Origin of the sequence: Vibrio sp. 10N.286.52.C3 (assembly GCF_041468865.1) — a bacterium.
GTDB classification, from domain to species: Bacteria; Pseudomonadota; Gammaproteobacteria; order Enterobacterales; family Vibrionaceae; genus Vibrio; species Vibrio crassostreae_C.
This window is the reverse complement of the sequence record NZ_JBFRJM010000038.1, coordinates 29,760-49,198: the sequence shown is the minus strand read 5'-3', so window position 1 is coordinate 49,198 and position 19,439 is coordinate 29,760. Positions and strand designations below refer to the sequence as shown.

Genomic DNA, 19,439 nt, shown 5'->3' with positions numbered 1-19,439 from the left:
GCTCTCGACCTTATTTAACCTATCCCAATGAAATTGCGTTTGGAGTTGAAGAGCACTATGAACAAGTTAATCAAAATTCTTATTAGTTGTTCACTAACAGTTATAGGGACTGCTGCTGTTGCGAAATCAGTGTACATCATCGGTTCCATAACGAGTGTGCCGCCAAAAGTAGAGTTTACTTACCCTGATGAAATCTATCGTGGCGTGAAAGAGTATTCAGCCTTAGCTAAAGAAGCCGCAGCATCTGGTTGTAGATTAGAAACAGTGCGAGAAGAAGCGTATACGTCTGACAGTAGCAATCTAAAGTGTTTCTTCGAATGGACAGGTGATACCGACCCGAGCTGGAATGCGAATGGATTAGCGCTCGATGGTCGACCTACCGCAGCTGCAGGAGAGCATTACCGTTCATATCGCATTTCTTACTTCAATGGTATTGAGAAAGAACGCATCACATTGATTGAAGACAGCGTGGCCTACACTATCCTTGAACCCGTTCCGCCTGTGATTGTAAATGTCACCACGGACACTACTTCAGCTCAATATCAAGGCTTGAGCTTCATTACGCACGATAAGAATGAAAAACTTCGCAAAATTACTGTTGAGGTCGAGCCTCGTCCATTTGATCAGGTGGTGGCCTTAACTCAGTTTGGTGAATCGTGTGAGGTGCCTGAAGGCCAAGATTCATGCGTGGTCGCCATTTCTGCCTTTCATCTATCTGGTGACGATTCACTGACAGGGCAACTTACCACAGCATTAAAAGTCTCGGATAAATACGATGTCGTATCAGCCCCGAACAGTCAGATCCAATACGCGTGGGATTACAGACCGCCCGTTATTGAGCAGTATGCTGTCAAAGCTGTCGGAGATACCACTAGCAATGATATTTCGATTGATGTTGGTGGAGAAACGGTGGTTGTCCAAAACAATGAAGCTGTAGTCGTTCTCAGTTCGCCGCACAGTACCGATACAGCAAATAAGTGGTGGTTACCATCCAAGGTTAGTTTGAGCTTTGAAGAGCATACAGATCATGTCGGTGTATCCGATTTTGTTACGCTAGAGGGTAGGGATATAGGCGATTTATTCAGAAATGAATACGTTACCTATACCGAGAAGACAGTAGACAGCTTTGGTATCCCTCAACAGATTGGCAACAAGTTTGTCTATCGAATTCCGCTCAGTTCAGTGGTAGATGGATTTTATCAAGGCAACATAAAAGCCTTAGATAGATTTGCAAACATAGGTGACAAGGAAGTGACTGCAATGCAGTTAGACCGTTTACCTCCTGAGATTCGTCTGTACAACAATGACACGCTGTTTAGTACTGGTGATGAAATCAACTTCATGGAGCATATGATTTTCACCGTGCAAGATGAAACCAGTATTGAGAATGAAATCACTGATATTTTGCTTGATGGCGTACCCGTTGAGCATATTGGTGAATTCAAGATGGCTCGTGCGATCAAAATGGAAACCCCATGGGAGTCTAATACCGTTCATAAAGTCATTGTGCGTGGTAAGGACGGGAACAACAACGTAGTTCAAAGAGAGTATTCCATTTCATTCTTACCTTTAGACTTCGAATACGACAACATCAGTGACCGCAAAGTGGCACTTGTGCAGAACCAAGACATCACATTCGCACAAACGAAAGGTCGAGCTTGTAGAATGTTCAAGTCAGAGCATGAGGCGGTACAAGGGATCAAAAACCCGACTCAAATGACTTGTTCCGTGAACTGGACAGTCATCCCTCAAGGTTTGGAAGAAGCATGGGATACTGCGAGCCCTGAGCTGATTGGTGTATTTGAAAATACGGGTCCTGCGACAGTGGAAGCTGAGATTTATATCCATGACTCTGAAGGCCGAAAAAACTTAATCAAAGTCGACGATACAAGCCTAATCGTTCATACCCCAGATACTCCAGAGATCATCTTCGACGACGACGGTATGTTTGAAGATGGCATATATGCGGTTGAGATGGGGCAATCTAGAATCGGGAGATATCGAGTTAAATCAGCGGCGTCGCCTATTTACATTACGCTCCTTAAAAATGGTGAAACCTTAGAAAGCCAATACATCAAACAGTCCAACCGATACACCGAGCACACTATCACTAAGGTAATCACAGACAGAAACAGTGCAAACCACCGAGATTTGTGGCAGATGGATGATTATGCCGTTCAAGTTCATTACGCCCGTTTACCAGAACAAGTAGTTGAGAGTGCGGTGAAGACTTATGCGGTTCCTTCTACACGAGCAAGGCTCAAGGTTGAGCAAACTTCTCGTGAAACGTCCACCGTTGACACATTCAAGGTTAAATCGAAATTTGGGCTGTATAGTAGTTTTTACCGAGATGTCGTATACAAATCTGAAGAGCTTGGTGATTGGTCTGTTCGAATTGCTGTCATGGACAAAGAGAAGAACCTACATGGCCTGACGGATTGGCAAGATATGAACGAATCAGGTGTGAATGACTTTGATGTAAACTTCTCATCAGATGACATCGGTGACCTTCGATTCTATGCACAAGCGAAACTAAAATCGCCAAATGAAAATTATGTTTCAATGGTTCGCTCTCAACGCGGGACATTGAAAATCATGAAAGGAACGGCAATCGAAGGTGAACTGCGTACACTGCGTATAACGGGTTCTGTACCGATGAATGCGGCAATTCAATATCAACATCTTACCCGTGATGACAAAGACGCCTCTGGTGAAGTGTCATGGTACATATCGGAAGACAATGGCAGTACGTGGAATCTATATGGAGAACCTGGTAAGCGCTTTTCTTTCAGTACCGCAGTAGAAGGTATTTGGTTGGTGAAAGGTCATGTTCCAAATCGCTTCACAGGGGAGATAGCAGAAACGGACGTCGTACAAATCATGGCGTACCGAGTGCCACAAACTGAACTAGTTGGGGCAGCAAACCTGATCACCGGTATGACAAGAACGTACACGCTTCTTGATCAAGGTGAAGAGGCGGATGCCGGTAATATGCTTATTAAATGGTCTATTGATGGTGGAGTCACGTTCACTGAAGGCGGTAGTACACTCGAATACACTGCAACAGGTGAAGGCAGCAACAAGATTATCGCAAAAGCGGCGTATCTTGGTTATGAAACCGATGAACACAGCTGGGCAACAGAATACCGCTCAGTACGTTCTCAGCGAGCGAAACCTGTTCGAGTAAGAGTGAAAGGGGATACTGATGTTGAAACCACCGATACGTTAACTTTGGTTGGAGATGTCGATACACCGTATTCCAATATGGACTCCGAACTTGAAATTGAATGGGTAAGACCAGACGGAACCATTGTTGATTCGAATGTTGTGGACTTTACTCCAACGAATGATGATTTGGACCGAGCTGACTTTCATACATTCACACTGCGTGCGTGGGTTAAAGATGCCAAGGCGTTAACGTATGCGGAATTCGATCATAAGGTTCGTGTATGGGAGTATCAGTTCCCACAATTCGACGTGGCGTATAAACAGCGTGTGCTCGTTGCACCTTCAGTGATTGAGATCTGGTTACGACGTCCAATTGGTGCGAATTTACGCGAGTACTATTTGTATGAGTGGAACGGACAAGGCCGACTGGAGTTGACGAAAGATTACGGACATCGAGCGCGATTTACCGCAAAACAACCGGGTATATACCCAATTTCGGTTACGGTAGAAGATGATCGCGGTAACTACGACACCTTTACTGAATATGTGGAGGTATTGGAACCTGAGCCGATCACTGTGGATTTAACTGCACGGTATAGTAACAGTTATCAACGTTCGCCACTTGATGTTAATGTCCGTCCGACAATTCGAGGTGGTCACCCATCAGACCGAGTGGCAGACTATCAATGGTATGTCGATGGTGAGTTACAACCTGAGTTAGAGAAGTCATCAGCAAATATTGAGAACCTATTAACGGGTGACCATGAATTGAAATTGAAAATTCTCACTAACTACGGTCAAGAAGCGGAAGCGATCATTCCAATTGAAGTGGTGCCAAACCAACCACCGACGTGCTCTATCGATTACCGTATGTACTCGAAGACCGCCCGTATCGAAGCAAAATGTAAAGACTTAGATGGTAAAATGGTCAAATACGATTGGACAGTTGGTGATAACGAGCGTCGCAATATCGGTAAACGGATTTCAGAGTTAAGACAACCGGGCGAATCAGAGTTAGTGACGGTTGTTGGTTATGATGATTCTGGGGATACCGCCACAGCGCAAATGGTCGTGCGTTGGTAAGACTATGACCTCGATATAAGAACGTCCTTGTGTCGTTATTGGTGCATTTAGACTCTTCAGTTTAGATGCACCTTTTTTATTGGATGGGTATAGCCAGGTTGTCCACGTTTTCATTGAATGAAATGCAGTACAAGCACTGAACTGTCGCCCCATCCAAGTCATCTTCATCAAACAAACTGTCATCAGACAACCATTCGTTTTGCATCGCTTCTGTTATCTCTTTGGCCATAAACACAGCGAGAGTGGCGTTAGGGTATTCCGAAGCAAGGTAAGCCTTAATATGATGCTCTAGCATAGGTTCAATGGAGTGAAGCCATAGGGATTCATTACTTGAATGAGCCATAGTTATAGCAAGTCGAGCTTGAGTCATTGCAGACGGGCAGCGATAGGCTTGTAAATTCAGTTCCATAATCTCTCTCCTTAGCGTTTATTCCAAAGGCTAAATTTCATCACACGGGTAGATACCACAGACTTTGCACAGACGTCGGCCCATCAGTTTCTCTGAACCTTTTTGCATTCTGTATTTCGGCTCTTTAGCATTGTCTAACTGTAGCTTTTGCACAACGCCTGCTTGAGTCCACCAGCTGTCTTTCATGTTGAGTAACGGAAGTGCTTTTAAGCGCTCTAGAGCAGTCCAGTCTGGTGCCGTACCATTAGACATACCTTCTTCGATGATGGAGCGACAAACCCACGCGCATCCGTAGAAATAAATAGCTTTGCTATACATAGGGTCATTCTCAGGATCGCTTTCACCAATTGGCATAGCGTTTAGTACGCTCGTAAGCGCAGGCTTGAGCATGTTGAACAACTGATCTGCCATTTCAGGGTTCTTGGTGAGTAATGCATTTATTTTCGCAGCTGTGGAAGCACTGGCAATGTTTAAGAAATCTTGAAGCTGCTTTAAGATGAAAAGTTGGCCGTTGGTGAGTTTTCCACTTACCGAGATCAGGTCCCATAAGGTGAATTGGTTTACTTCTAAATCCAGAAATCGACGTAATAACCGGCTGTAAGGTTTGCTGCTGTCGAAGTAGAGGTTTTGACTCGTTGTTGGTTTTCTCTGATTGTAGTGATAATCACTGAATAGTTGCTTTATTTGCTCTGTCACTGGCTCCAGTGTGTCGGTATCTGAGACAAGGAATTTCACGCTCAGGGTTTGCGTTGCAAGCTCAGGCATTTCGGTCAATAAAACTTGAAATAGCTCATTGCGGTTTTGACCGTCTGCGATATGCCGATCACAGTCGGCAGGGATCACGGCTTTAATCATCTTACGGTTACCTACAATGATTTCTTCTTCATCCTTAAGGTGGCTTAAACAAATCGCCAGTCCGGGCAATACGGTATTATCGCGGGTTCGAAAGTAGTCTTGGAGCGGTTCGCTGCGTGACTTTTCGAGATCACGTTGACGTTTTAAGTGGGCAGGTATCTTGTCTGAACCTTCTTCATTTTTGAAATGGTCGGCTAACTCTTTGGTCAACAGAATGCCTTCGAGCGTACGAAAGCCATACTTGTTGATCCCTTCTTCACCGACAAAGAACACCACTTCTAGGTCCTTGCCATTGAGCGCATGATTGGGTGTGTATGGTACTTTGAAATCTGTCTTCGCGTTCATAATGTTGTCCTCACTGGATTTATTTTCAGTCTATGTAGAACAACTATCCCTGTGTATAAAATGAAAGAAAAAACTCCCATAAAACGGGGGGATAAACTTTCATTATTATCTATGCACGTTATAGTTAAGGTATTCAAGATGACTTAGGGAATCGGACATGACTTTATTAGTATCGACAGCACAAGACGCATTAAGCAGTCAATTGTATGCCCTGCATATGGGGATTATTGATCGCTTCAATGACACGGTGAGAGAAACGCGTAGCCTGATCGAAGCTGATGAGAAGTATATTTGTCATGAAGGCTTAAGTATGGGGAAAGACAGCACATTGGTCGCACTGTGCTTGATTGAAGCTTACAAACAGAGCATTGCGGAAGGAAAAATCGAACCCTCACGTCCACTGATGATAAGCACCGTTAATCCTGGTGTAAAAAGCATTGCCTATGCAGATGTACAGCGAGTATGCGGCTCCGTTCTTGAAAGCCTATGCGAAGGAGTGTGGCATTAACCTTTTCTATGATGGTGTGGCTCCTGACTTTCATGAAGAGTACGCCAATCGTTACTTGTCGGCACAAAAAGTGATTCAGAATGCGTCTATGTCCGGCGACTGCACTGTAATTTTGAAGCTGATCCCTTCCGAGAAGTACATTAAAACCATGTTGAATCGATTTGAAGGTATGGAAGGCATGGAGCAGTACGCGTCATCACCGGTTATCTCTTTTTCGGGCTCACGCGTAAAAGATGAAAGCACTCGTCGTACTCGTAATATGAAGAAGCAGGGTACTGCAAACAAGACCATCGATGCACTCAAGGCGGAGCTGGTGGAACAAACTGATGTCAGTAAATTCCAACTGTACCAGTACGCACCTATCCGCGATTGGTTAACGGATGAAGTCTTCACGGCCTTAGAGTTAGCCGGAAAGAAGCCTTTGACGAAGAACCTCCCTGGTATTCAAAATGCTATTCCTGCATTCATGCCCGACTTTGCTTTGTTGTTGGCCATCTATGGAAATGCCGCGCAAGAAGCATGTGAGATTTCAGTCGGACAAAAACATGGTGCTGGGTGTTCAGGTAAAGCTCGATATGGGTGCTTGATCTGTACTCAAGTTGGCAGCATTGATAAAACTCAAACAAGTTTGGCTAAACAAGACCGATGGAATATCCTCGGTCAAGAGGAAGCCTTACGTTTGCGTGATTACATGTTCCGCTTATCTGCGAACATGAGAGCTCGTGCTCTACATGCCAAAGGATATGACAGTGTAGGCTATGGCAGAATTGCGCTTCAACCCAACGTCTTAAAGCCGCGCTACTTGGAGAAGTTAGTCAGACTTTTTGCCCAATTATCAATTCTTTCACAGCAAAGGGCTGCAGAATTTCGTCAACTTGTGGCCGAAGGCAAAGAGCACACACATCCCGGCATCATAGAAATCCAAAATGATGTGACATTGAATGCGAAAGCGAGACGTGGTTATTTGGCTATGTATAAAGCTCAAGCGGTGAATCCACAAATCAAACTATTCTCTGAACGTCACGCAGTGTACCTAAGCTATCGCTGGGGCATTGACGGTATAGCAAGCCTTCCGTTTAGACCACTTGCTATCTGGCGTGATCTTCACTTAAGACCTGAGTCATGGATTCCGTTTCCGAAAACCAATGCAGAGTGGGAAGCGGAAACGGGGAAGACCATCAAGTTAGTTGACCCGCAATATCCTCTCCCTGAAGCAGTAATGATGCCTGTGTTCAAAAAAGAGGAACCGAACCATTATGTGGCCAACCACCGTGCGCTGCTGTCGTATTGGCGACGCCCGATTGATACCTCGGATATCACTAACGAAGCAGGCTTCAACAATTGCACGCTTGAGCGTTATCCCCAACACAATACGCCAGTCAAAGTGGAAATGTCGGTTTCACATTCATTCAATGACACGCAAGTTGACGATGGCCAGTATCAGCTGAGTGCAAACATCAAAGGTGAAGTGCATCTGGTCGATATCGGGTCTGTTACCTTTGGTACGCCCGAAATGGGGAAGGTACGCATTGACGGAAAATTGGTATCGAAGTCTTTTGAGTCAGAGTATCTATCTACCACGTTCACTGAGTTGGCCACTAATCGCATCAACAATGTAATGGAAGCGATCTCCGATAAATTAGTTCAACGTGAGTTCGTAAGCTTACAATCTGCCCAGCAATTCGTGAACAAAGCCCTCGCTACTGAGTTTCCTTCAAAGAAACCGACTTTACTTACTCATTCTATCCCGTATTTAAAAAGTGCGGTGCTAGGTGTGGCGTATAACGAGAAACCGAGAAAGGTGTCAGCAAAAGCCCATTTCACAAAGCGAGTAGTACGAACTCAAAATGGTAAGCTTACGAAATCGAATACCCGCGTTAAATTCTATCCATTGTCAGTAGATTCGCGCTTACATCTTGCCCATGCCAATAAGTTAAATGGCCTTAATGTTGACTTTGGGTATGCATATGAAAAAGAAGTTAGCGTGCAAACTGAGCTCATTAACTGCCATGGAGAGCTGGTGGATGGTGCAAAAATCGCCGTCACCGAACAGTCCATAGAGATGTTTAAGAGACTGGGTGGCTTTGAACGTGCATTGGATGTACATGATTCACATTTAGCTCGTGCGCTCCGTCATCGTGGCCCAGTAAGAAAGTTTATATCAACGTGTCCAGCTGAAATGTTGAATACGATGGGGGGCGTGGTCGTGTCACCTTCATATATCGCTAAGTACCGTGAACTTCTCAAGCGTACTCAATTGTTCGCAGAACTCGGCGCTTTGGACTATCAATCAATGTCTGTTGAGGAAATCCAAAAACAGCCTTGGGCTATTACCATGAAGCAACACAGGATGGATAAAGTGGGTGTACTTCGTGTTGTGCGTGAACTAAGAAATAAGCAAAGGAAGCAGGTAAAGGCGGCTTTGCATGCGGGAACGCCACATCAAGAGTCACTGCTTCAGGTTCAACAGTTGTTTAATCTTGCTCACCAATATGTGGAAGAAGGGTTTGATACGTTATCTACATCGATATTTAACGTCCAGTTTAATACTCACGAGATTAGTCACACTCAAAGGGCAGCGGCATACAAAGCATGGTTACTGCTCAATCAAGATGCGCTGTCTTCATTTAATGAATTGCAACGCATGGCGCTGACCCCATCGCAAAGAAACCAAATTTCACTGGATGCGTCTTCTTTATCCCACCTTGCTCGTGTTACTGAAAAAGCCATGAGCGATCTCAGCACTACGGCTACAGCTGCTATTCAAAAGTGGAGCCCTATGGTTCAGGCTGTTCAGTCAATACGTGAGCAAATTGAACTCGCAGAGAAATCAGGTCAAGATGAAGCACAAATTCGCGATCATCAAATTGGCTTGTATAAGTTAGCTATTGAGCAATATCACCCACAGACAGCTGGTGCATTGTTTGAACCGTCTGCGTCTCACCTACGACCTAATCTGACGAATTTCAAGTTGATGCTGGATAAGCAGCTTGAGATAATGAGCAAGGCAATCGAGTGGTTTACTGACTTAGCAAAAGGCATTTCAGCTGAAGGGTCGACATTGAAGAGCAAAGCAGTAGCAAAAGTCGATCTCTCAACGCGTCTTAGTTACTGTGCTAATTTACCAAACACTTCACAGAAGGTGCCTGTTCCGGCGTCACTAGAACTGCCAGTAATCGTGCATGAGGACTTAATATTGGAAAGTAAGTCGGAGTCAAAGCAAAAGACTAAAAAGACCGCAAAGAGAACGAACACGTTAGAAAGCATGCTTGCATATCAAGCTAAACAAGAGGACTTCGAACATGTCTAACTATCAAATGGAAAACGACATCGCCTTAGTTGCGAATGTCTGCCATGTATCGATTACTCGTCTGAAAAATTGGTGCAAGACTTCACCTGAAAAAGCCATGCTGTTTGATACAGCGTGTACAGCTATTGAGTTACAACCGGAGACATATAAAGCGGTTCTGCAAAACGCGGTGAGTCTATCAATATCGAACCACCATGAGACTCATAGCCTTTTAGGGATACCATACAAGGTTGAGCGTCTGAGTGGGTTTGCTGTGCCTGTTAATACGCTAAGACGTTGGATGAGTGACAATCCGCATACATATATAGCCGCAGTTATCGGCATGCAGCAATTGATAATCCGCCAGCATTGCGATGCTTCTGTCTCCAAAAAGCTGTACCAAAAAATCGGTTTATGCTACTCAGAACAGTGCAGCCTCTTCGTGGCCAATGCTGACGCGGTTGGTAAACTCATTAAAGGACTAAAACTATAACGTCAACTGGCTTTATCGGTTTAGCTAACTATTTAAAGGCGAGGGTCCATCATTATCTTGGCAAGGTTTTTTGGCCACCAGCCACCAATCGAATTTACAAAACCCTCCCAGAAAACCAGAGACATTGTGGATACTTAACGTTAATATGTGATATAAATCACACTTATCGTATAATCTTAGACTTGTTTTAAGACGATATCCCTTTGATTTTCCCTAAACTATACCTAGAACCGCTCTGAATCGCTTTCTAACGTACAACGATGGTTCGGGTTAATTCCGCGATGCCATTACTGCTACTGTTGCACTAAACGCTACCTGCGCAACATATGGGCATGAGTGGTGTGATATTAATCATTATGGGCTGATTGTTAGCAATATTGAATGGTTGTAATCTGGCCTTGGACATGGATAATTCCCGTCCCGTGAAATGAGCTAGGTTTATCACCTCTCTATAATTACTCCTATAATGTTTTTGAGGTCACAATGAAGAAGAGGCTAATTATGAGTGCAAGTATTCTTGCTGCGCTCGGTGGCAATGCCAGTGCGTCAATGGGCGATACTGTTGCTAAAGCTATGGATCTTCGTCTAGAGACAATTGAGTGTAAAGATGACCAACGCCAAGTTTCGGCTGAAAGCTTAGAAATGGCTGTGTCTATTATTGCAAAACTCAACACTCAAACTAAACAGCTTAGAGAAGTTTACAGTGAGATTGAGCAATCAGATGTACCTGAGAGCTATTTTGATAAAGTAACTATCGATGAGCTGGTGGTCGCAGACGGTTATATCCGTGGTTTTGAGATGATTCTTAAAGCGCAACACGAAAGCCTAAGTCGTCGTGCAACGGCATATGAGCAACCAGCGGTTGAAACAGCAAAACAAATTCGTAAGGCTACAGCGAAGCTACGCCGTGCCGTTGGTGATTTAATGTCGATCGAACGCCAACTCCAAGTGGCTTCGATTGGTAAATATGAGACTAGCTTTGAGATGACTTCTGATAAAGTTGCAAAACTCAAAGCGGCGACACAAGCGACTGTCTCTAATTATCACTAGGGGAACGCATGAAAAACGTCACCCCATCCCCTCGATTTGAACAAGAAATCAAAGCACAAGGTTTCAATGACGTTGAAGCTTTGTGCAAAGATATCGCCCTTCACTTAAGTTACGACGATGATCTATCGGTTCAATATCTTGGCCGTGTTGCAAGTCTAGCCTATCCGACAGACGCTGAAGATGCAGGGTTGGGGCATATCCACTTGTGGGACCCGAGCAGTCCATGGTTTGACAGCGCCAAACAAGGCAAATGGAATCGAGCACGACGTCAATTCGATAGAACGAGTGACACTTGCATTGTGTATTCTAGTCATTGGGAAAATGAAGACGAAATCCTTTTACTTGGTGTAGCAAATCCTTGCCACACAGATAAGGCGAAAGGTAAATTCTCAAAGCTTTTTGATAACAATTTCATGGAATATTTTCTAGAGGAAGGGTTGAAGTTCAACGACCTGTAATCCCCCTGCCAGCTCAACATCAGCTGGCATTCATTCTATTTGGTATACCACCAATCCTTCGTGTTCATTGAACAACAAAGAGCGCCCCCTTGTTAGTTATACTTCGATTTTCAATTGTTTGTTGCGGTTCCTAGCTTTGAAATTAACCGTTTCAGAGATTTCAATAACGACCTCATCACAACGTTCATTGTGAAGTCTTGCTGGTGGAAATTTGATGGGCTTTCCTATGTTCTCAAGATACTGAAATGTATCATTTTTTATCTCAATCGCCTGTTCTGCAATAGAAGGTGAATGAACCACACCGTTACGTAGAATTTCTTCCGTTTCGCAAACCCCCAAATCAAAAGCCTCTATCAACATGCTTGCTGTTTCCCATGTTATTTCTCCGACTTCTGCCGCAGCAATCCAAGTCGAGTGATATCGAAGTATAGTTTTTTTCATATTGAGTAAAGTACTTGGTCAATCTTCCATACTGACAACGATGGAGATGGAATATATTCCTGTAGTACTGTCTGTCATTGTCGGAATTAATGTCTTTATGTTTATCCTAAAGTTTGAGCGTAAGCCTATAGACTCACAAACTACTGGGTCAAAGCCCGTTACCAGTACGACGACTGACACTGACTGATCTCGAAGCCCATCCGATTAAGTTAAACGTACAATACACCTTCTCTACCTCGAAAATGAATGGCGAGACTGACGGCGTTGGTCTTTCTTGTCATTCATTTAACCAAGCCTAGCGCGGTAGCCAATCTTCTCCCTTTACCTTCAGTTACGTAAAACAATCACTGAAAATCATGCCATTAATTGGAATTTCTATGTACCACAGAAGATAACATCGGTGAGATGGCCGATGCCTTTGTTTCGACCATAGACCGCATGGCTGACTTTGAAAGGTACAGAGAAAATGAAGACCACACTAAAGCTCTCCTTAATGACAATGATTTTAGGGCTAACGAATGTTCCAATCGCTTCGGCTGCGCTAGAACAAGTTTCATTTACCGATACGAGTGGCAACCCTAAAAGCGTCGATGGCCGTGAATTGAACATGGTCAACATAAGAGACACGCTGACCCTTAAGATTTCATCTGGTTTGGATAGAAAAATTCAGGTTCGACTGCAACATGGTTCAGGTCTAGTTGAAAGTCAGTTGACCGCTGTCATAAATATCCATGATCGACTGAACATAGACGGCAAGGATTTCTACGGTAAGGAAGTGGTTCTCAGCAAGGTGCCTCAAAACGAAGGGGAGTACACCGTTGTTGTGGAATACCTAGATTTATCCAATGCAGTCGTCTCAACGGAATCTTATACATTTGTGCAAGACACGATTAAGCCGGTGATCAGTGGGCAGTTCGTTCACATTCTCAATGCATATTATGGTCACATCGATAATTTTGGGAACACAGGGACAACGAAGCAGCTTGAAGTGAGTGACATTAGTGACAACAACGGCATCTCACGAGCCAGATATTGGGTTAAGCAACCAGATGGTTCCAAGAAATACAAAGACGTTGAATATAATCTAGAAAGAAAAACTGTGATTGTGGCGGGGTCTATCGCGGCCACCACTGGTGCGGGACTTGTCCCTGCGCCCGGATATTACCAATTTGGAATCGATGTTTATGATACATCAGGTAATGTAAGTACCCTTGCTCGATCGTCACATATGGACTTTACTTGCCCAGCCACCAGCTCCAATAAGATTGAAGTACGTAACGCGCAATCTGGCGTTTGGGAATCGTACTACTCAGGTATGACGATATACAGCAACCCAGTCTCGATTAGATATGGCCGCTTACTCTCACAATTTGCTACTAATGACTCCCCTTATGGTTGGAAGAAACTCAATCATATGGTCAGCAACACAGACTCTACGTATGCGTATTACCAGCCGACCATTAACTACCCTCAAATGTACAGCTACTTCCATTTTTATACGGAATCGGGTCATTACTGTTCGACTTATCGATATCGTGATTTGAATTTCAACCTCGCTGCGGGGGTTGATATGGCACCGAAATTTACGGGGGTGTGGCACAAAACCAATTTATCAAGTGAGTGGATCACCAATGACAGACCGAAAACGAATGTTCCCTATACAATCAATGCCGTGCGAGTATTCGTTGAGCCACGTAGTTATCGACAAAAGCTCACCATAACCGCTGGCGGCTCATGCTACGTGAACCCCGGCGCGACATCATGCGATATCAGTACGAACTATATTTACGCCACAGGGCGCGGTTATATCCCATATTCTATCTATACCGCTAAAGAAGACGGCTCGATGAACATTCACGGCGGTTACTTATATACATATTGGGATTTCAATCCAATCGCCATTCGCTCTATTCATTATGACGGAGCCGCACAAAACATTACGATGCAAACGTATGATGCCGATACTGTTTTTGATTGGCGGTCTTCCATGTGGCGATATAGCTCCATTTCGGCAACGGCCAACATTGGAGCCGGTCCACAAGACATCCCTGTCTCTCATACAAATCAGATCGACTTGCAGACATACGATTTCAGCTTCGATGTGTCTGCTCTAGATGTTGAAATGAATGTGCCTTTTGTATTTAAAGTCATTGACTCGTATGGCAACGAAACCAACCGCGTTGAAACGTTCACGATTGATACTGTGAAGCCCAAGATACAGGTTATGTATTCAGGCGAAGCATTACCCGAGGTGTTGAGTGATATACGTGATCTTGAAATCCATTTGGAAGATTTCAGTGAGGCTGTGCCGACTAGTGTGCAACTGTTGGGATCTGATGCTGAAGAGAATGTCTATCTGGCGGTGCTATCTCATGGTGATGGGCTGTTTCGTGTAGCGAAGCCCAAAATATTCCCCACGCTCAATTATGAGGAAGGAGAAAGGTACAAGCTAATTATTACCGCTGAAGATGAGCAGAAGAACGTACAAAACAAAGAAATATCCTTTGGATATGAGCCAGATAACCTGATTGTTGTTGAGGCACAACCTTACGTACCTGCAAACCAAGCTTTGTATGATGTTTCATCAAATGCACTGGCTCGAATTTACACCGAAGATCCGCTCATAATTGAAGGTGGGCAACGTGCAACTGGTCCACAAACAGCGGAAATCAGTAACCGTAAGGATTCGGACTTCGCTATCTCGATTGTGGCGGATACGGGTATTGTGAATGTGTTACCAGGCGAAACCAAAGCGGTGATGGTAGATCTTGGGCCTGCAGGTGACCTCTTGGAAGTTGAAGTGTTTCCGTCTGAGCGAATGGAAGGTACGGCTCAATTTATGTTCTCTATACCGTCCCTCAGTACTATTTACTGACGATTAACAGGGCGAAGCGATTAGATATTCTCACGCGCCTTTACCGCCCCTGTTCATGCTTATGTGAACAGGGGCTTCTTCGTAATAACCGTTGATGATTTATGTTTCTGAGATATGCCTAAATGTGGGAGAGTACTAATGTCTCATACCAAGCAGAAATTATCCGAAATCAAAAAAGCGGATATCACTGCTGTAAGGTGAACTATGTAATCTCGCCCTCTTATTTAAAATGTTGTATTCTCACGGCAACTATATGATTTGTATATTAATAAACCTGTCAATAATTGATGGACAACGTTTTGAGGTCTATTCGTGTTATCTATCGCGAACTATAAATTTACAACTGTTGAACCTTTAGGCGAAGGCGGTTTTGGCTTTGTCGAAAAAATCGAGCTTGTCAGAAACTACAAAGAAGGTGAACAACCTAATCAATATGCGCGTAAGGTTTTGGCTCCAAAGAACGATCTTAAAATGTTTAAAGAACGATTTAAGCGTGAGGTTTTCAGTCAGAATAAATGTGAACACAAGTATGTCGTTGATATCTACCTCGCAGATCTAGACTGTGATTCACCTTACTTTATTATGGAACTTGCAGATTGTGACTTGGCGGATCTCATTAAAGCAAATGAACTAAGTGAGCAAGACAAACTCGATGTCATGATTATGACGTGTAAAGGTTTACAACATATTCATAGTAAAGGTTACCTACATAGAGACATCAAGCCATTTAATATTCTGAAGTTTTCACATGATAAGTACATACAATTGAACGGTGAGGTAACACCAGATGTCTTCTATAAGATTTCAGACTTTGGTTTAATTCGAAAAACCGATCCTGACCCAACATCTGAGGTTCTAACTTCTTTCGGAACCATTCTTGGTACTACGAGATACTGTGCTCCAGAATTGATGTACTCAGGCATCTACACGCATCAAACGGATATTTTTGCTTTAGGTAGAGTGTTTGAAGAGTTGGACGTTCAAGATAAACATTTGCAGAAAATAATTGCAAAATGTGCTGATTTCCAAGCACGCACTCGATATACGAATATTGATCTCGTTTTGGAAGATATAACCAACGTTGTTGAGGTTGTCGAATAATGCTAAAGCTAAAGGAATGTAGTAGTTTCACTCATGCTAAATCTGATAAAAGAGTAAACCAAGATTCGATCCTTACCCCCACTAGGTGTGATGATGGTTTTCTTTTTGCAGTGGCCGATGGAGTTGGTTCTTACAAGGGCTCTGATTTAGCTTCAATGGCTGCTGTTGAGTATTTAGAGAAGTCTCATCTGTCCAAGGCTCGTTTACTTTCTCCAGATTTATTCGAAGGTATCTTAACGAACGTTAAAGTGCTGTCTAACTATGACCCTGAATATGAAGTGGCTTCAACAACACTCACTTATGCATACGTAAATTCAACCGAAATAATAATTGGTCATATTGGCGATTGTCGAGCTTACGTAAAGCAAGGAAACAAGTTGGTCCAACTAACTAAAGATCATACTCAGCATCAAATGTTGATCGATCAGAAGTTATATACGAAGGCCCAATTGAAAAACGCAACAGGGAAAAACCTAATCACAACAGCTATATCTCAAGTTGTACCAATGAAACCTGAGTTTTTCAGCTTTAAAGTTTCTGATTACGTTGATGACCTACAGAATTTAACTATTTATCTGATGAGTGATGGCGCACATGCGTACTGGGAGGAAAACCCTAGATTCTCACCGAACACCATGAAAAATGTCACAAAATTATCTAACAGCTTATTACGTCGTATTGAACGGAAAGGCGCAAAAGACGATTATACGCTCGTTGCATGTACATTTTCTGTTTAGTTAAACAATTAAAGGAGCGTCAAGCTCCTTTTTTATTACGAACGTACTGCTCTGGACGCACCAGTACCTCAATCGATATACGCTGAACTGAGTTGCGGCAAATTAAACAGAAAATCGGCTTGTCCATTGTTGTTATCTGAAACCGGATAGACTTCGACATATAGGGGGTCACCATTGCCTAAGTCGATTACGATGTCCTTCGTTTCTCCCGGAGTGACTTCAACCCAACCGTTTTTAGTTTGAATTCGAATAGGGAAGTCCGAGGAGGCATTGTTGGTGATTTCACCCTGCTGGTCACCCGTGGCCAACATACTGTTTTCGAGTGTGAGTGCTCGCTCTGTCAGGATGATCGCCATTGGTTTACCATTTGATAAATACAGCGGTGTATTACTTTGCGACGCTAAATAGTCAATGGTGTCCATGACAATCAAGTTTTCGGGCTTGTAACTGAAACTTCTGAGTATTGAGTTGGTATTACTAAATTCGTCTGCAGCAACGACCGATAACGAATAGATTTCATTTTCATCAAGCGTGGGGAAGAGTTTAGGTAATTCGAGTTGATAGGTTTGGCTGTTTACTGTTTCTTCAATAAGTGAGTATCCAAGCTGATAGTCAATGTCATAACGAGAACCACGTAATGAGACAGTAATGTCATTGATGCTAGAGCTGTCAGAAACGGTAAAGGTCACTTTTCTCAAATCGGTCACCTGATCTGATAAAGTGCTTCCATCATAACCCATGAGTATCGATGGAGCGGTCTTGTCACTGACGTAAGTGACGGCATGTTTACGAGTGTCTGGACCGTGGCGCTCTCTTGCATAGACGTAGACTTCATGAGTCCCCTCTGGTAGCTCGGTTAGATTATATTGGCCTTCAAAAGTCGTGCTGTTGACCGTTGAGTTAAATCGCGAGACATTGAGCTTGTTTCCATCGGCATCTTGCAGTTCATATCTATCCATGTAAATCCTATTTTGGTAGCACGTATGGCATGTAAGCTCGACGCGAACCGATAAGACCTTGGTATCTTCATTAAATGAGGTTTCCTCTACAGATGGATAGTACCTATCATTGTATGATCCAACGGGGTACGTAGGGTTACTCGATAAAGTCTGGTCTTCACTACGTACAGTGAAGCTACTGTGATAATAAGCCGATCCACCAGCTGTCATTGTCCAAGGTGAGCTTAGGATAACATCACATACATCTTGCCCTGTCGGAACCGAACATGAATGCCCTGCGTGATAGGCAATTTGAGGATAACTTCTAGCATTTACAAAAAGTCGTATGCGTTCGATCTGTACTGGCAGTTCATCATTGTACACACGTCGACTCCATGACCCCCAATCTTGTGTATCCGAATAATAGTATTGCCCATATCTCGGGACAGGAGTTTGTCGGGCGCTATCTGAGAGTGTTACACTATAAAGACTTGGCCCAGTCACATTCCGGTAATGCGCTTGGTTTCGCCATGATATACCGATGGCTCCAGCGGGTGAGGTATCGACAAAATATATAAACCCGTCACCTCTGTCTGTGTATACGGCGTTAGCTCCAGAAGCCCAGATTCCCCCCGCATTGTCGAAGCTCCCAGAATCATCGCGAAAATTCCAATCTGCTACACGGTATAAGACCGTTACGGGATTGGTATCTACCTCCATGTCGCGCACATAAGGTTGAAACCCGGTTAATCCGCCAATTACATTGCTACTCCCTGGAACCAAGACACCAACAGCCTCTAGTGTGTCCGTTCGTAACGAGTCCCAATACACATCTTGATAGGCGGTATAGGTGACATTACCGGCCTTGTCCGAAATCTTTGTTCGCGTTTGGAATCGATCAATCGCATTACCAACTGGGAATAGAGTAGAGTTCGCTGAAAGGTTTATTTCAGCAGATAGTTTTGACTCAGTGTAGGCAAGGCTCTTCGATTTATATGGAATACGATTGTCTTCGGCGTCGAAGGTGAAGGTTTCCATCTCAATGTTATCAATGCCCGATGTATCGGAGACATTTTTGACTTCAACGATGGTTGAGGTATAGGAACCCATTTGAGCTGATAAATACCAGCTTCCGGCAGGCAGCATTGAGTTTACATAGCCGCCATACATGTATTTTACTGACATATCATCAGAGGCTGGTGGCGTGACATCCCTAATGATGTTCGTGGTTTCTGAATTAACCACCTCTCCATCTAGTGACAGCGTTTGCGCCTGAACGGTAAAACTGCCTTCTGAGGGAATAGAAACGTTAAGTAATGAACCGAAATACTCACTATTGAATGGAGACTGTGAATCATTGACCGTGATCACGTTACCCGTGCTGTTGGTCACAGCAACGCCGTTCTGAAGAATATTGACTCGGATGCGACGATCTAATCCCGCACTAACATGAACCCCTAATTGGCCGACGTTATTAATTAACGTGGATTCGGCAGTGTTCGTTTTTACAAGCTTGGATATGCCGAGTGTATCGGTGAACTCGAACCCCTCGATTGCTGAATGCGCTAACCCAGAAGCGGTAAGACAAATTGAAAGAAAACATAATCGAAATTTCATACTTGACCTATTTAAATCAAAGTGAATTAGATTGATGTTATCAAGAGTGACTTAACAGGAATTCAAATAAAG

Annotated in this window: 13 protein-coding genes; 9 read left to right on the top strand and 4 right to left on the bottom strand. The window is 43.7% G+C overall.

From position 1 onward, the window contains the following. The first annotated feature begins 57 nt into the window (after window positions 1–57). On the top strand, window positions 58–4,251 hold the full coding sequence (locus AB4138_RS14955) for a hypothetical protein (protein WP_372157295.1): 4,194 nt from the start codon (window positions 58–60) through the stop codon (window positions 4,249–4,251). Window positions 4,252–4,327: 76 nt separating this feature from the next. Here the strand turns inward: AB4138_RS14955 and AB4138_RS14950 are convergent, their stop codons facing one another. Continuing rightward, window positions 4,328–4,660 (bottom strand): hypothetical protein, encoded by a 333-nt coding sequence (locus tag AB4138_RS14950; protein WP_081230277.1) that lies wholly within the window; start codon window positions 4,658–4,660, stop codon window positions 4,328–4,330. A 30-nt stretch (window positions 4,661–4,690) separates the two neighbouring features. Next, entirely contained in the window at window positions 4,691–5,860 is a 1,170-nt protein-coding gene (locus AB4138_RS14945; protein WP_372157297.1) for a DGQHR domain-containing protein, read from the bottom strand. Window positions 5,861–6,017: 157 nt separating this feature from the next. On the opposite strand from AB4138_RS14945, the gene AB4138_RS14940 reads away from it, so the two are divergent. From AB4138_RS14940 to AB4138_RS14920, 5 genes are all read left to right on the top strand, one after another. After that, entirely contained in the window at window positions 6,018–6,368 is a 351-nt protein-coding gene (locus tag AB4138_RS14940; protein ID WP_372306596.1) for a hypothetical protein, read from the top strand. Next, window positions 6,304–9,678: a hypothetical protein gene (locus AB4138_RS14935; protein WP_372306593.1), complete on the top strand. Its 3,375-nt coding sequence runs from the start codon at window positions 6,304–6,306 to the stop codon at window positions 9,676–9,678. Before AB4138_RS14940 ends, AB4138_RS14935 begins: the two co-directional genes overlap by 65 nt. Further along, the gene (locus tag AB4138_RS14930) at window positions 9,671–10,150 is read left to right on the top strand and encodes a hypothetical protein (protein WP_102558272.1); all 480 of its coding nucleotides are present in this window, start codon (window positions 9,671–9,673) and stop codon (window positions 10,148–10,150) included. Before AB4138_RS14935 ends, AB4138_RS14930 begins: the two co-directional genes overlap by 8 nt. A gap of 501 nt (window positions 10,151–10,651) precedes the next feature. After that, window positions 10,652–11,200 (top strand): hypothetical protein, encoded by a 549-nt coding sequence (locus AB4138_RS14925; protein WP_102558273.1) that lies wholly within the window; start codon window positions 10,652–10,654, stop codon window positions 11,198–11,200. Between the two features lie 8 nt (window positions 11,201–11,208). Continuing rightward, a complete protein-coding gene (locus tag AB4138_RS14920; RefSeq protein ID WP_102558274.1) occupies window positions 11,209–11,658 on the top strand; it encodes a type II toxin-antitoxin system YafO family toxin in 450 nt (149 codons plus the stop codon). A 96-nt stretch (window positions 11,659–11,754) separates the two neighbouring features. Here AB4138_RS14920 and AB4138_RS14915 read toward each other — a convergent pair whose 3' ends face one another. Next, complete coding sequence (locus tag AB4138_RS14915) at window positions 11,755–12,099, bottom strand: hypothetical protein (RefSeq protein ID WP_136987070.1); 345 nt, start codon at window positions 12,097–12,099, stop codon at window positions 11,755–11,757. A 466-nt stretch (window positions 12,100–12,565) separates the two neighbouring features. Between AB4138_RS14915 and AB4138_RS14910 the strand changes: the two genes are divergently transcribed. The 3 genes from AB4138_RS14910 to AB4138_RS14900 all read left to right on the top strand — a co-directional run bounded on the left by AB4138_RS14910 (window position 12,566) and on the right by AB4138_RS14900 (window position 16,812). Beyond that, window positions 12,566–14,974, top strand: a complete 2,409-nt coding sequence (locus AB4138_RS14910; protein WP_136987069.1) for an Ig-like domain-containing protein — start codon at window positions 12,566–12,568, stop codon at window positions 14,972–14,974. Window positions 14,975–15,286: 312 nt separating this feature from the next. Further along, a complete protein-coding gene (locus tag AB4138_RS14905) occupies window positions 15,287–16,075 on the top strand; it encodes a serine/threonine-protein kinase (RefSeq protein ID WP_102305763.1) in 789 nt (262 codons plus the stop codon). Next, window positions 16,075–16,812 carry a PP2C family serine/threonine-protein phosphatase gene (locus AB4138_RS14900; RefSeq protein WP_102305764.1) on the top strand — a complete coding sequence of 246 codons (738 nt, stop codon included), beginning with the start codon at window positions 16,075–16,077 and terminating at the stop codon, window positions 16,810–16,812. The genes AB4138_RS14905 and AB4138_RS14900 overlap by 1 nt, the downstream gene beginning before the upstream one ends. A gap of 68 nt (window positions 16,813–16,880) precedes the next feature. Here the strand turns inward: AB4138_RS14900 and AB4138_RS14895 are convergent, their stop codons facing one another. After that, window positions 16,881–19,367, bottom strand: a complete 2,487-nt coding sequence (locus AB4138_RS14895) for an Ig-like domain-containing protein (protein WP_136987068.1) — start codon at window positions 19,365–19,367, stop codon at window positions 16,881–16,883. Window positions 19,368–19,439 lie beyond the last annotated feature (72 nt).